Raw genomic sequence first — 14,328 nt, 5'->3', positions numbered from 1 at the left:
TGCGGCAGAAGCTGAAATGACGGAGCTGAAATGAGCGGTGCCGCCACGCCCTTGGGGCGGAACGGGAGGGGGAGCGCCCGGTGTCGCACGGGATCGCGGCCAATTTGTATCAAGTCTCCGAGGCGCCGGAGAAGGCGGATCAATGTGATCTGAGTCACAATCGGTTTTGTCACCCGTGCTGCCGGGTAAACGCCGCCATTCGTCGCGTGGCGATGCCCCGTTGACCCCGGCTCCCATCGGGCACACTGGCAAGATCCGAACCACGACCGGGGAGCCTGCCGTGACCACAGTCAGAGGAGAGAAACCACAACGCGCCACCGGAGTCGACCCGTTGCACGCCTTGCGCACCCCGGCCGACCCCGCCTGCGACGTCTTCCTCACCGGCACGGTCTTCCTCGACATCATCTTCACCGGCCTCGACAGCGCGCCCGTGCGCGGCACCGAATCCTGGGCCCGCGGCATGGGATCCAGCCCCGGCGGCGTCGCCAACATGGCCACCGCGCTCGCCCGGATGGGGCTGCGCACCTCCCTCGCCGCCGCCTTCGGCGACGACCACTACGGCGAGTACTGCTGGGACGCACTGGAGCAGGGCGAGGGCATCGACCTGTCCCTGTCGCGCACCGTGCCCGGCTGGCACTCCCCGGTCACCGTCTCCATGGCGTACGAGGGCGAGCGCACGATGGTCTCCCACGGTCACGACGCCCCGCCGCAGGACGCCCCGCCCCTGGACGGCGCCCTGCCCGAATACCCGCCACGCGCGCGTGCCGCCGTCGCCTCCCTCGTGCCCGGCCGCAGCGAGGAGTGGGTCGCCGAGGCCGCCCGCGCCGGGGCCCGGATCTTCGCCGACGTCGGCTGGGACGAGACCGGCCGCTGGGACCTGAGGGGCCTGTCCGACCTGGAGCACTGCGAGGCGTTCCTGCCCAACGCCCAGGAGGCGATGCGCTACACCCGCACCGACTGCCCCAGGGCCGCCGCCCGGGCCCTCGCCGACAAGGTGCGCTACGCGGTCGTCACCCTCGGCGCCGAAGGCGCCTACGCCGTCGACGGCGCCACCGGCGAGACCGCCGAGGTCCCCGCCATCGAGGTGGCGGCGCTCGACCCGACCGGCGCGGGCGACGTCTTCGTCGCCGGATTCGTCACCGGCACCCTCGCGAAGTGGCCGCTCGCCGACCGGCTCGCCTTCGGCGGGCTGATCGCCGCCCTGTCCGTACAGGAATTCGGCGGGTCACTCTCCGCGCCCGGCTGGAACGAGGTCGCCGCCTGGTGGCACCAGGTCCACGCCGAGCCCCGCCAGGACGCCGCGGCCCTGAGCCGCTACGCCTTCCTGGAGGGCCTGCTGCCGCCCCTGGCCGGGCCGGTGCCGCTGCGCAGGGCCGTCCCGACCATCGGCTTCCGCCGCTCGGCCTGACCGCCGCCCGGACCCTGTGAAACCCCGCCCGACTTCCGGCCCCGTAAAAGCCCTCGGCCTTGTCAGTGCCACGTCGTACGCTGGTATTCCAGAGGTTGTCGAGCGGCGAGAACCCTGCAACAGGAGGTATGTGCAGGCCACAGTGCCGGCCCATGACTCAGACACCCACAGCCCAGACCCCGGCGCCGGGAGAGGCGCGAGCCCACTTCACCGTCCCCGCCAAGCACCCCATGGTGACGGTGCTCGGCTCCGGCGACGCCCTGCTGCGCGTGATCGAGAAGGCGTTCCCAGGCGCCGACATCCATGTCCGCGGCAATCAGGTCAGCGCGGTCGGCGATCCGGGCGAAGTCGCGCTCATCCAACGCCTGTTCGACGAGATGATGCTGGTGCTCCGCACCGGACAGCCGATGACGGAGGACGCAGTGGAACGCTCGATCGCCATGCTCAGGGCGAGCGAGACCGGAATCGGGGACGGCCCGGAGACCCCGGCCGAGGTGCTCACGCAGAACATCCTCTCCAGCCGTGGCCGCACGATCCGCCCCAAGACCCTCAACCAGAAGCGGTACGTCGACGCGATCGACAAGCACACGATCGTCTTCGGCATCGGCCCCGCGGGCACCGGCAAGACCTATCTCGCCATGGCCAAGGCGGTCCAGGCCCTGCAGTCCAAGCAGGTCACCCGGATCATCCTGACCCGGCCCGCCGTCGAGGCGGGCGAGCGGCTCGGCTTCCTGCCCGGCACGCTCTACGAGAAGATCGACCCCTACCTGCGGCCGCTGTACGACGCGCTGCACGACATGCTCGACCCCGACTCCATCCCCAAACTGATGGCGAGCGGGACGATCGAGGTCGCGCCCCTGGCCTACATGAGGGGCAGGGCGCAACCTGTCTTCACGAACGTCCTGACGCCGGACGGCTGGCGTCCGATCGGCGACCTCCAAGTCGGTGACCTCGTCATCGGTTCCAACGGCGAGCCCACACCGGTCCTCGGCGTCTATCCGCAGGGCGAGAAGGACGTCTACCGGGTCTCCGCCCAGGATGGCTCCTGGACCCTGTGCTGCGGCGAGCATCTGTGGACGGTCAGGACGCGTGATGACGCACGCCGAGACAAGCCGTGGCGGGTCCTGGAGACGCAGGAGATGATCGGCAACCTGCGTGCGGCCCATGCCCGCCGCTACGAGCTGCCGCTGCTCACCGCGCCCGTGTGCTTCCCCGAGCGGGAGGTCCCCATGGACCCGTACGCGCTGGGCCTGCTGCTCGGGGACGGCTGTCTGACGGGCTCCACGACTCCTTCCTTCTCCAGTGAGGACCCCGAGCTCGCGGAGGCGCTGGAAGCGGCGCTGCCGGGAGTGTCGGTCCGCGCGAAGAGCGGACCGGACCACGTCCTGAACCGCGTGGCGGCCCCCGGAGACGTCATCACGCTGGAGAACCCGGTCACGGGCATGCTCCGGCAGCTCGATCTCCTCGGCACCCGGTCGCACTCCAAGTTCGTCCCGGACGACTACCTGTACAACTCGGCAGACGTCCGGCTCGCCGTCCTTCAGGGTCTTCTCGACTCCGACGGCGGTCCGGTCACCCAGACCGACCGCACCTGCCGGATCCAGTACACGACCACCTCGATCGTGCTCCGTGACGACGTGATCGCCCTCGTCCAGTCGCTGGGTGGTGTCGCGTACACCCGTAGGCGGCAGGCAGGCGGCAGGCGCCCTGGCAACGCGAAGGGCCGTGCCGTCGATCACCGCTACGACGCCCACGTGGTCGACATCCGCCTCCCCGAAGGCATCGAGCCCTTCCGCCTCGCCCGCAAGCGCGAGAAGTACCACGCGACCGGCGGCGGGGGACGCCCCATGCGCTTCATCGACTCCATCGAGCCCGCAGGGCGCGAGGAGACCGTCTGCATCCAGGTCGCGGCCGAGGACTCGCTGTACGTCACGCAGGACTTCCTGCTGACACACAACACGCTCAACGACGCGTTCATCATCCTCGACGAGGCGCAGAACACGAACCCCGAGCAGATGAAGATGTTCCTCACCCGCCTCGGCTTCGACTCGAAGATCGTCATCACCGGTGACGTCACCCAGGTCGACCTGCCCGGCGGCACGAAGAGCGGTCTGCGCCAGGTCCGGGACATCCTCGACGGGGTCCCCGACGTCCACTTCTCGATGCTCACGTCGCAGGATGTCGTCCGGCACAAGCTCGTCGGCCGTATCGTCGACGCGTACGAGCAGTACGACAGCCGCAACGGCTCCAACGGGAAGTAGTCCAACAGCACCATGTCGATCGACGTCAACAACGAGTCCGGAACCGAGGTCGACGAGCAGGCGATCCTCGACATCGCCCGCTACGCGCTCACCCGGATGCGCATCCACCCGCTCTCCGAGCTCTCGGTGATCGTCGTGGACGCCGACGCCATGGAGCAGCTGCACATCCAGTGGATGGACCTGCCGGGCCCCACCGACGTCATGTCCTTCCCGATGGACGAGCTGCGCCCGCCGTCGAAGGACGACGAGGAGCCCCCGCAGGGCCTCCTCGGCGACATCGTGCTCTGCCCCGAGGTCGCCAAGAAGCAGGGCGAGGACGCGCCGACGCAGCACTCCATGGACGAGGAGCTCCAGCTCCTCACCGTCCACGGAGTGCTGCACCTGCTCGGCTACGACCACGAGGAGCCCGACGAGAAGGCCGAGATGTTCGGCCTCCAGGCGGCCATCGTGGACGGCTGGCGGGCGGAGAAGGGCCTCACGGGCCCCTCCCCGGCGCCGACCGTCTCCTGAGCCCGGCATGAGCGTCCAGCTGATCGCCGGAGCCGTCGCCCTCGTCGTCGTGGCCTGGCTGGCCGCCTGCGCCGAGGCCGGGCTCGCCCGCGTCTCCAGCTTCCGCGCCGCCGAGGCCGTACGGCACGGCCGGCGCGGCGCCGACAAGCTCTCCCAGATCGCCGCCGACCCCACCCGCTACCTCAACGTCGCCCTGCTCGTGCGGGTCGCCTGCGAGATGGCCGCCGGGGTCCTCGTCACCTACGCCTGCCTCCAGGAGTTCTCCCGCACCTGGCACGCCCTGACCGTCGCCATCGCCGTGATGGTCCTCGTCAGCTACGTCGCCGTCGGCGTCTCACCGCGCACCATCGGCCGCCAGCACCCGCTGAACACCGCCACCGCCGCCGCGTACGTCCTGCTGCCGCTCGCCCGCGTCATGGGCCCCGTCCCGCAGCTGCTGATCCTCATCGGCAACGCCCTCACCCCCGGCAAGGGCTTCCGCAAGGGCCCCTTCGCCTCCGAGGCCGAGCTGCGCGCCATGGTCGACCTGGCCGAGCAGGAATCGCTGATCGAGGACGACGAGCGGCGCATGGTCCACTCCGTCTTCGAGCTCGGCGACACCCTCGTACGCGAGGTGATGGTCCCGCGCACGGACCTCGTCTGCATCGAGCGGTACAAGACCATCCGCCAGGCCCTCACCCTCGCCCTGCGCTCCGGCTTCTCCCGGATCCCCGTCACCGGCGAGAACGAGGACGACATCGTCGGCGTCGTCTACCTCAAGGACCTGGCCCGCAGGACCCACGTCAACCGCGAGGCCGAGTCCGACCTCGTCTCCACGGCGATGCGCCCGGCCGCCTTCGTCCCGGACACCAAGAACGCCGGTGACCTGCTGCGCGAGATGCAGCAGCAGCGCAATCACGTGGCCGTCGTCATCGACGAGTACGGCGGCACCGCCGGCATCGTCACCATCGAGGACATCCTTGAGGAGATCGTCGGCGAGATCACCGACGAGTACGACCGGGAACTCCCGCCGATCCAGGAGCTCGGCGACGACCGCTTCCGGGTCACCGCCCGCCTCGACATCGGCGACCTCGGCGAGCTCTTCGGCTTTGACGAGTACGACGACGAGGACGTGGAGACCGTCGGCGGCCTCCTCGCCAAGGCACTGGGCCGTGTCCCCATCGCGGGCGCCACCGCCCGCGTCGAACTCCCCGACGGGCGCCGGCTGCGGCTGACCGCCGAGTCCCCCGCCGGCCGCCGCAACAAGATCGTCACCGTGCTCGTGGAACCGGAAAACCTCGAACCGGAGGGTGAACCGTCATGAAGGCGCAGCAGCTGCGGGCGTTCTGCCTGGACTTCAACGGCGCGACCGAGGAGTTTCCGTTCGGCCCCGAGACCTCGGTCTTCAAGGTCGCCGGAAAGATGTTCGCCCTCGCCGCCCTGGACGCCCGCCCGCTGACCGCCAACCTCAAGTGCGAGCCGGACAACGCCGTACGGCTGCGCGAGGAGTACCCCGCGATCACCCCCGGCTACCACATGAACAAGCGCCACTGGAACACCGTGGCCGTGGGAGAGCTCCCGGACCGGCTGGTCCGGGAGCTCATCGAGGACTCGTACGACCTCGTCGTCGCGGGCCTCCCCAAGGCGGAGCGGCTCCGCCTCGACCGGCCCTGACGGCCTCACCCCCGCGCCCGCCGCAGCCCCAGCGCCACCAGCAGCGCCGCACCCAGCACGATCGCCGTGTCCAGGACCAGCACCGTCCGTACACCGGTGAACAGATCGCTCTGGGTCGTGGCCAGGACACCCAGCAGCGGAATGCCGACGGTGAGGCCGACCTGCTGGGTCGTGGTCACCAGACCCGTCGCCAGACCCTGCTCCTCGTCCGGGACGCCCGAGGTCACCGTCAGGCCGTAGCTGATGATCGCGCCCAGATGGCACATGCTCGCCAGGGAGACGGCCACGGTCGCCAGCACCACGTCGAACCCGCTGCCGAGCCCCAGCAGCGCACCCGTCAGCACGCCCTGGCCCAGCAGCGATCCGACCAGCGTCCGCCGCGCGCCGAACCGGCCGATCACCCTCGGCGCGAGCGTGCCCGCCACCACCGACAGCACGCCCTGGATACCGAAGATCAGACCCGTGCCGAAGGGGGAAAGACCAAGCGTCTCCTGGAGGTGGAGCGTCAGCACGAAGATGACCGTCGACATCATCGAGAAGGTGACGAGCCCGCCCAGGTTGCCGAAGGCCACCGTGCCCCGCCGCAGCATCGGCAGCGAGACCAGCGGCGCCGCGTGCCGGGACTCCACGACCACGAACACCGCCAGCAGCACCAGCCCCACAGCCAGCGTCACCAGCACGTCCGCGCCGCCGAAGCCGCGCTCGGCGGCCGTGGACAGGGCGTAGATCAGCGCCAGCAGACCACCGGTGACGGTCACCGCGCCGGGCACGTCAAGGCGAGGCCGCTCCGGCGTACGGGACTCGGGCAGCAGCCCCGGCGCCAGCGGCAGCACGACCAGCGTGAACAGCGCGAGCAGCCCCATCGTGGAGCGCCAGCCGAGCGTGTCGGTCATGACCCCGCCCAGCAGCATGCCGACGGTGAAACCGAGCGAGAGCAGCGTGCCGGAGATACCGAGCGCCCGGTCCCGCAGCGGCCCCTCGGGGAACGTGGTGGTCAGCAGGGACATCCCGGTCGGCACGATCGCCGCCGCCCCGACACCCTGCAACGCCCGCCCGGCCAGGAACGACGCCGGATCCCAGGCGAACGTGGCCAGCAGCGACGCCGCCCCGAAGACCACGAGCCCGACGAGGAACAGCTTCTTACGCCCGAACAGATCGCCGATCCGGCCGAACAGCAGCAGGAAACCGCCGGACGGCAGCGCGAACGCGGTCACCGCCCACTGCAACGCGGAATGGCTGAGCCCGAGGTCGGCCCCGAGGACGGGCAGCGCCACGTTCAGTACGGAGAAGTCCAGCGAGACCATGAACTGCGCCGCGCACAGCACGAAGAGGATGAGCCGGGCACGGCCGGTGATCTTGCCCGGCGCGGGCGTGCCCGTGGCGGAGACCGCGGACGAGGGGGTGGTGGAGGTGTCAAGTGCCATGGCCTCACCCTCCGGCGCCGGGAACAACCGTGGGGAGCGGGAACTTATCCTGTTGGTCGCACCACCAGGCAGCCGACAGGGGGATGAACACGTGGTCGCAGTCGTGGAGAGCGCATCCGCGAAGGCCCACCGACTGGGCGAGCTCCGCGAGTTCCTGATGAGCCGTCGGGCCAGGGTCACCCCGGCCGAGGCCGGACTCCCCGACGGCGGCGCCCGGCGCCGTACGCCCGGACTGCGCCGCGAGGAGGTCGCCGTGCTCGCCGGGGTCGGCGTCTCCTGGTACCAGTGGCTGGAGCAGGGCCGCGACATCACCGTCTCCCCGCAGGTCCTCGACGCGGTGGCGCGGGTGCTGCGGCTGAGCGCCGTCGAGCGCCGCCACCTCTACGTCCTGGCGGGGCTCAACCCGCCCGCTCCGGAGGTGGATCCGGCCGCCCAGGACATGTGCCAGGGGCTGCGCCGACTGATCGACACCTGGATGCCGTTCCCGGCGCACATCCTGGACGCGTACTGGAACACGGTCATGTACAACGACTCGGCGGCGATCGTGCTCGGCATGCGGCCGGAGATCTCCCAGAACTGCCTGATCGCCTTCTTCACCGACCCCCTCTACCGCGCCCGGACCAAGAGCTGGGAGCGGCTCGCGCCGCACGTCGTCGCGCAGTTCCGGGCCGCCTGCTCGGAGTGCCCGGACGACGAGGGGTTCCGCGCGGTGGTCGAGGAGGCCAAGGAGGCCTCCGAGGAGTTCGCCGCCCTGTGGGAGCGCCGGGACATCGCGCCCGGCGGGCAGATCCGCAAGGAGATGGAACACCCGCTGGTCGGCACGCTGGTGGTCGAGTCGACCCAGCTGCGGGTCCCCGCCCGGCCCGATCTGACCATCGTGATGCACACCCCGCTGCCGGAGGCCGACACGGCGGCGAAGCTGGAGTGGCTGGTCTCCCCGCAGGGGCGGCGCGGCGCGATGTACCCGGTCGCCGGCTGACCATCCCCCGGCCGGGCGGCCCGGCGCCGCCCGCGCACCCTCGCCCAGGGTCGGCCCAGGGCGCCGTCCTATGCTCGGTCCATGACGCAGAGCAGCGACCTCGGTGCCGAGGACCTCAAGATCATCACCCTGGCGCGCAGCGCCCGCGCCCGTAACGGCGTGCCCGAGGGCGCGGCGGTCCGTGACGAGACCGGCCGTACGTATGTCGCGGGCACCGTGGCTCTGGAGTCGCTCAAGCTGAGCGCGCTCCAGACCGCCGTCGCCATGGCCGTGGCCAGCGGCGCCCAGTCGCTGGAGGCCGCAGCGGTCGTCTCGGACGCCGAGAGCGCGTCCGACGCGGACCGGGCGGCCGTACGGGACCTCGGCGGGCCGCACACCCCGGTCCTCCTCGCGGGCCCCGACGGCACCCTGCGCGCCGCGGTGACCGCGGGCTGAGCCCCCGGGGGACCGGCCGGCCTTCCCGCCGAAGAATCAGCCGGAGTTTCTCTTGCGACCTCTGGCTCCTTGCGCGTCAATGCGGTGAACGCACCCTTCACGCAGCCCCCGCACCCCTTGTAGCGCCGTGTGTACGAGTGCGCCTTCCACCCGACACGGGAAAAGGGGAACCACCACATGAGAGCCAGCAGGAACAGCAGCTTAGGCATCGGCGCGGTGCTCGCGGGGGCGCTCGCCGCCGCCGGTCTCGTCTTCGCGCCGAGCGCCGCCGCCGTCACTCCCGGCACGGCCACCGCGTCGTACGACTGCGGTACGTGGGGCGGCGGCGGGGCCACGCTCACCGCGACCCAGAGCGGCACGGCCGCCACGATCACCCTCACCTCGGCGGTGAAGACACCGGTCGCGGTGGGCAAGGACCAGATCAGCGCCAAGCTCACGCTCGCCAAGGCGGGCGGCGGCACCCGGGTCTTCAGCGGCAAGAAGAACCCGGCGCTGGCGGCCAACACGGCCGTGACCATGGGCCCGCTCAGTGGGACCGTCGCCTCCGGGGACAGCCTCGACTCGTACTTCGCGGGCACCGCGCTGACCATGACGATCTTCGGTGTGACGGTGAACTGTGACGCCGTGACGTCACAGTCGCCCGGCCCGTTCGTCTTCAGCTGACCGCCTCCCAGGGGCCGGTGCCGCTGCGGGCGGCACCGGCCCTCGGCCTGCGCACCTCCCGGAAGCTCCGCCTGTCCGTCTGACCTGCGAAAACGCGGATCTTGACAGTATCTGATGGGTCATCAGTCGGTGGATTTCGATTCCATTGACTTCTCTTCCCCCGCGGCCGTCAATGGCGCCCTCTCATCTCTCAGGAGGGGCACTCATGGCATCCCCGCTCACCCCCACATCCGCGCGCGGCCGCGGCCGAAGACACCGCTGGACCGCCGTCCTCGGCGCGACCGCCCTCATCGCCGGTACGGCCGGTGCACTCGCCGCCCCCGCCGGGGCACTGACCGCCGCATCCACCCCGGTCGACTTCGCCACCCGCTGCGTACCACCGCCGATCGCCGGCATCCCGCCCATCGAGGGCACCACCACCGCCGAGATCACCGTCGACAAAGCGACACCGAAGGTCGGCGACACGGTCACCGTCACCTACACGGTCACCAAACCCGCCGCCAGCAACCCCGTCGACCTCTCCCTGCCGGCCGACATCATGACTCCCACCGGAAAGGTCACCCTCGGCGGCGCCCAGTCCGGCCGGCTCACCGTCACCGGCCCCAAGAAGAACCCGCCCGTCCCCGGCAAGGGAGCCTTCCCGCCGTTCTCCATGACCGGTACGTTCACGGTCACCGCACCCGGCTCGATCACCCTCTCCCCGGGCGACTACAACATCCACACCAGCTACATCATGGAGCTGGACACCCCCTGCACGGTCAAGAACCCGCCCGCACCCGTCTCCGAGACGGTCGTCGCCGCCGACCAGCCTGGAGCCAACGAACGGGCCCTCCAGCTCGCCACCTCCTCCGGCGCACCCGGCGCCCGGGTCACCGTCACCGGCAGCAAGTTCACCCCGCTCACCGAGGTGACCGTCGCCGGCCGGGCCGGGGCCGCCCAGACCGCCGACACCATGACCGTCACCACCGACGACACCGGCGGCTTCACCGCCCGCCTCAAGGTCGCCGACAAGGCGACCACCGGCATCGTGGCCTACGAAGGCGCCTCCTGGAGCCCCGACAAGGGCGCCGGACCGGCCGCGTACACCGTCGTCGACGACACCCCGCAGCCGCCGGGCAGCCAGAAACTCACCGCCTCCGTCACCGCCGGCGAACTGTCCATGTCCCAGGCCGGGGACACCGTCCAGATGTCCGCCGTCGACTTCGGCCAGGGCGGCGCCTCCACCGGCGACCTGCGCACCGTCACCGTCAAGGACTTCCGCGGCGGCCCCGCCGGCTGGTCCCTCACCGGCAAGGTCACCGACTTCACCGGCACCGCCGGCACCCTCGGCGCCGACAGACTCAGCTGGACCCCCGCCTGCACCACCAAACAGGGCAGCCCCAGCGTCTGCGTCCCCGGCTCCGCCGGGACCGTCGGCAGTGGCGGAGCCACCCTGGCCTCCACCCCCAACGCCACCCTCACCGGCGGCGAGTTCACCGTCGACGCCAAGGTCTCCCTGGACGTCCCGGCGTTCACCGCCCCCGGCATATACGCCGGCGTCCTGACCCTCACCCTCACCTGACCGAAAGACCCACCCCAGCACGGCGGGCCGGGCGCGCACCCGGTCGGCCCGCCCCGACCCCCGGGGGTTGAGCACCGTGCGCACGCTGTACGCCACCACCGCGGCCGCCCTGCTGCTCCTGCTCCAGCTCCTCGGCGCGCCCACCACCGCCACCGCCGCCGAGAACGGCGAATGGGCCGTCTACCCCGCCGCCTCCCAGCTCGGCTCGCGGCCCTACTTCTACCTCGCCGCCGACCCCGGCGACACCCTCACCGACACCGTCACCCTCAGCAACAAGACCGCCGCCCCGCTCACCTTCCGGCTCTACGGCGCCGACGCCTACAACACCGCACGCGACGGCGGCTTCGCCGTCCGCACCGAGAAGGAACCCCATCTCTCCATCGGCGCCTGGCTGAAGCCGGACCGCCCAAGGATCACCGTCCCCGCCCGCGGCAAGGCCAGCGTCCTGATCACCCTCACCGTCCCGCCCGGCGCCGAACCCGGCGACCACGTCGGCGCCCTCGTCGCCCTCGACGAACGGATCGACCGCGCCCCCGGCGGCCCCGTCGCCGTCGGCATCCAGCGCGCCGTCGGCGCCCGTGTCTACCTCCGCGTCGGCGGCCCCACCGTCCCCGCCCTCGCCGTCGAGGACGTCACCCTCACCCAGGACCGGCCCCTGCTCCCCGGCACCCGCGAGAGCAGCGCCCTCATCTCGTACACGCTCCACAACCGGGGCAATGTCACACTCAACCCGAAGGTGGCACTGAAGGCGCAGGGGGTCTTCGGCCGTACGTTGCTCGCCCGCGACCTCGCCGCTCTCCCCGCCGAACTGCTGCCCCGGCAGAAGATCCGGCTCACCGAGCGCTGGCGCGGCGCACCCCAGTTCGACTGGGGCGAGGTGACCCTGACCGCCACCGCCAAGGACGTCCGCGAGAGCGCCGCCACCGGCTTCCTCGCGCTGCCTTGGGCCGTCGGCGCGGTGATCGCCGCCGCGGCCGCCGGCACACTGATCGGGCTGCGGCTACGACGCCACCGCGCACCCCGAGCGGTGGGCGGTACGTGACCGGCGCCCGCATCGGGGACAATGGCCCCCATGAGCGCTCGTACTGATGAGAACAACGCCCCGCACCGGGCCGGCTTCGCCTGCTTCGTCGGCCGCCCCAACGCGGGCAAGTCCACCCTGACGAACGCTCTGGTCGGTCAGAAGGTGGCCATCACCTCCAACCGCCCCCAGACCACCCGGCACACCGTCCGCGGCATCGTGCACCGCCCCGACGCCCAGCTGATCCTGGTGGACACCCCCGGCCTCCACAAGCCGCGCACCCTCCTCGGCGAGCGCCTCAACGACGTCGTCCGCACCACCTGGGCCGAGGTCGACGTCATCGGCTTCTGCCTGCCCGCCGACCAGAAGCTCGGCCCCGGCGACCGCTACATCGCCAAGGAGCTCGCCGGGATCAAGAAGACGCCCAAGGTCGCCATCGTCACCAAGACCGACCTGGTCGACTCCAAGACCCTCGCCGAGCAGCTCATCGCCATCGACCAGCTCGGCAAGGAGCTCGGCATCGAATGGGCGCACATCGTGCCCGTCTCCGCCGTCGGCGACAAGCAGGTCCAGCTCGTCGCCGACCTGCTGATCCCGATGCTCCCCGAGTCCCCGCCGCTCTACCCCGAGGGCGACCTCACCGACGAGCCCGAGCAGGTCATGGTCGCCGAGCTGATCCGCGAGGCGGCGCTGGAGGGCGTACGGGACGAGCTGCCGCACTCCATCGCGGTCGTCGTCGAGGAGATGCTGCCCCGCGAGGACCGCCCCGCGGACAAGCCGCTCCTGGACATCCACGCCAACGTCTACATCGAGCGCCCCAGCCAGAAGGGCATCATCATCGGCCCCAAGGGCAAGCGCCTGAAGGAGGTCGGCACCAAGTCCCGCAAGCACATCGAGGCTCTGCTCGGGACGCCGGTCTTCCTCGACCTCCACGTCAAGGTCGCCAAGGACTGGCAGCGGGACCCCAAGCAGCTGCGCCGCCTCGGCTTCTAGCCCCCGACGGCCCGGACGGCCTCGACGGCCGCCGGCCTCACGCGCCCTCCTTCAGCACCCAGGAGACCAGCTCCCGCTGCTCCTCGGTCAGCCGCGGATCGACGCAGAACACCGTCCGCCCGTCGACCGTGATCTCGTAGCAGAAGCCGTCCGGCACCCCGGCCGGCGGCGCGCCCTGGCCCGCCGCCAGGGCCGACGCGGCCAGCGCGTGCCACCGCGCGGCATCGAGCCGCCCCGAGGTGTCCACCTCGGCCGACCGCTCGATGCCCGCGAAACCGCCCGTGCGCCGGACCTGGATACGCATCGGCTACTTCGTCCCCACTCCCACCTGCGACCATGCCTTCACCACGGCCTCCAGTTCGTCGCCCTCGCCGAACAGCGCCTTCGTCTGCGCCAGCGTCACCTTCGCGAAGTCGGTGAACTGCGCGTCCGTGGCGAGGTCGCCTGAGGTCAGCGTGGCGTACCAGATCTTGCCCGCCCGCTCCCAGGCGTGGCCGCCAAGCGCCGTCGCCAGCAGATAGAAGGCGTGGTTGGGGATGCCGGAGTTGATGTGCACTCCGCCGTTGTCCCGCCCCGTACGGACGTAGTCCTCCATCTTCGCCGGCTGCGGGTCCTTGCCCAGGACGTCGTCGTCGTACGCCGTGCCCGGGGCCTTCATCGAGCGCAGCGCGACCCCCTGCACGTTCGGGTGCAGCAGCCCCTCGCCGATCAGCCAGTCCGCCTGGTCGGCGGTCTGCCCCAGCACGTACTGCTTGATCAGTGAGCCGAAGACATCCGAGACGGACTCGTTGAGCGCCCCGGACTGGCCGAAGTACTCCAGGTTCGCGGTGTACTGCGTGACACCGTGCGTCAGCTCGTGACCGATCACGTCCACCGGCAGGGTGAAGTCGAGGAAGATGTCGTTGTCACCGTCCCCGAACACCATCTGACGGCCGTCCCAGAAGGCGTTGCCGTAGTTCTCGCCGTAGTGCACGGTCGCGTCCAGCGCCAGCCCGGCGTCGTCGATGGAGTGGCGGCCGAACTCCTTCAGGAACAGCTCGAACGTCGCGCCGAGACCCGCGTGGGCGCGGTTGACGGTCGCGTCCTGGGACGGCTCGTCGCCCTCCGCGTGGACCTTGCGGCCCGGCAGGACCTCCTTGCGCTCGGCGTCGTAGATGGTCCGGTTCGGCTTGTCCGACGGCTCCCCGGCAGGGGCGGCCAGCGCCCGCACCGTCGTGATCCGGCGCCGGGTGCGCTGCAGGGCGTCGTGTTCGAGGGTGCGGGCCGCAGCCTCGGCGCGGACGGGGTCCTCGCCCCGGGCGATCCGGTCGAGGACGTGCGGAGGGACGATCGTGCAGAAGACCGGGGCGACCCGGCGGGCGTAGGCATCCATGACCGGACTGTGGCACCGGGTCACGACGATGTCACTAGGTGCGACCAT

The 14,328-nt window shown here is 71.1% G+C and carries 14 protein-coding genes; 11 read left to right on the top strand and 3 right to left on the bottom strand.

Annotation, left to right across the window (positions count from 1 at the left end; genetic code table 11):
* The first annotated feature begins 280 nt into the window (after positions 1 to 280).
* The 5 genes from ACZ7LT_RS03715 (at position 281) to ACZ7LT_RS03695 (ending at position 5,832) form a co-directional block, all read left to right on the top strand.
* Positions 281 to 1,408, top strand: a complete 1,128-nt coding sequence (locus ACZ7LT_RS03715) for a carbohydrate kinase family protein (protein ID WP_471233710.1) — start codon at positions 281 to 283, stop codon at positions 1,406 to 1,408.
* 152 nt (positions 1,409 to 1,560) lie between these two features.
* Complete coding sequence (locus ACZ7LT_RS03710; protein ID WP_471233707.1) at positions 1,561 to 3,669, top strand: PhoH family protein; 2,109 nt, start codon at positions 1,561 to 1,563, stop codon at positions 3,667 to 3,669.
* A 12-nt stretch (positions 3,670 to 3,681) separates the two neighbouring features.
* Positions 3,682 to 4,179, top strand: a complete 498-nt coding sequence (gene ybeY, locus ACZ7LT_RS03705; protein ID WP_471233704.1) for an rRNA maturation RNase YbeY — start codon at positions 3,682 to 3,684, stop codon at positions 4,177 to 4,179.
* Positions 4,180 to 4,186: 7 nt separating this feature from the next.
* Positions 4,187 to 5,482: a hemolysin family protein gene (locus ACZ7LT_RS03700; protein WP_471233701.1), complete on the top strand. Its 1,296-nt coding sequence runs from the start codon at positions 4,187 to 4,189 to the stop codon at positions 5,480 to 5,482.
* Positions 5,479 to 5,832, top strand: coding sequence for an MmcQ/YjbR family DNA-binding protein (locus ACZ7LT_RS03695; RefSeq protein WP_471233698.1), 354 nt, complete (start codon positions 5,479 to 5,481; stop codon positions 5,830 to 5,832). The genes ACZ7LT_RS03700 and ACZ7LT_RS03695 overlap by 4 nt, the downstream gene beginning before the upstream one ends.
* A 5-nt stretch (positions 5,833 to 5,837) precedes the next feature.
* Here the strand turns inward: ACZ7LT_RS03695 and ACZ7LT_RS03690 are convergent, their stop codons facing one another.
* Positions 5,838 to 7,256 (bottom strand): MFS transporter, encoded by a 1,419-nt coding sequence (locus ACZ7LT_RS03690; RefSeq protein ID WP_471233695.1) that lies wholly within the window; start codon positions 7,254 to 7,256, stop codon positions 5,838 to 5,840.
* 91 nt (positions 7,257 to 7,347) lie between these two features.
* Here ACZ7LT_RS03690 and ACZ7LT_RS03685 point away from each other — a divergent pair, with 91 nt between their 5' ends.
* From ACZ7LT_RS03685 to era, 6 genes are all read left to right on the top strand, one after another.
* Complete coding sequence (locus ACZ7LT_RS03685) at positions 7,348 to 8,235, top strand: helix-turn-helix transcriptional regulator (RefSeq protein WP_471233692.1); 888 nt, start codon at positions 7,348 to 7,350, stop codon at positions 8,233 to 8,235.
* Positions 8,236 to 8,316: 81 nt separating this feature from the next.
* Positions 8,317 to 8,670, top strand: a complete 354-nt coding sequence (locus tag ACZ7LT_RS03680) for a cytidine deaminase (RefSeq protein WP_471233688.1) — start codon at positions 8,317 to 8,319, stop codon at positions 8,668 to 8,670.
* Positions 8,671 to 8,847: 177 nt separating this feature from the next.
* On the top strand, positions 8,848 to 9,333 hold the full coding sequence (locus tag ACZ7LT_RS03675) for a hypothetical protein (protein WP_471233686.1): 486 nt from the start codon (positions 8,848 to 8,850) through the stop codon (positions 9,331 to 9,333).
* 205 nt (positions 9,334 to 9,538) lie between these two features.
* Positions 9,539 to 10,894, top strand: coding sequence for a beta-xylosidase (locus ACZ7LT_RS03670; protein ID WP_471233682.1), 1,356 nt, complete (start codon positions 9,539 to 9,541; stop codon positions 10,892 to 10,894).
* Positions 10,895 to 10,970: 76 nt separating this feature from the next.
* On the top strand, positions 10,971 to 11,936 hold the full coding sequence (locus ACZ7LT_RS03665) for a DUF916 domain-containing protein (RefSeq protein ID WP_471234779.1): 966 nt from the start codon (positions 10,971 to 10,973) through the stop codon (positions 11,934 to 11,936).
* A gap of 21 nt (positions 11,937 to 11,957) precedes the next feature.
* Positions 11,958 to 12,908 carry a GTPase Era gene (era, locus tag ACZ7LT_RS03660; protein ID WP_471233680.1) on the top strand — a complete coding sequence of 317 codons (951 nt, stop codon included), beginning with the start codon at positions 11,958 to 11,960 and terminating at the stop codon, positions 12,906 to 12,908.
* A 37-nt stretch (positions 12,909 to 12,945) separates the two neighbouring features.
* Here era and ACZ7LT_RS03655 read toward each other — a convergent pair whose 3' ends face one another.
* Positions 12,946 to 13,212: a protealysin inhibitor emfourin gene (locus ACZ7LT_RS03655; RefSeq protein ID WP_471233679.1), complete on the bottom strand. Its 267-nt coding sequence runs from the start codon at positions 13,210 to 13,212 to the stop codon at positions 12,946 to 12,948.
* Positions 13,213 to 13,215: 3 nt separating this feature from the next.
* Positions 13,216 to 14,280, bottom strand: a complete 1,065-nt coding sequence (locus ACZ7LT_RS03650) for a M4 family metallopeptidase (protein WP_471233677.1) — start codon at positions 14,278 to 14,280, stop codon at positions 13,216 to 13,218.
* Positions 14,281 to 14,328 lie beyond the last annotated feature (48 nt).

The organism is Streptomyces sp. NPDC039465 (genome assembly GCF_055639315.1).
Note: the sequence above shows the minus strand (reverse complement) of the source record. Positions and strands in the feature narration are given on the sequence as shown.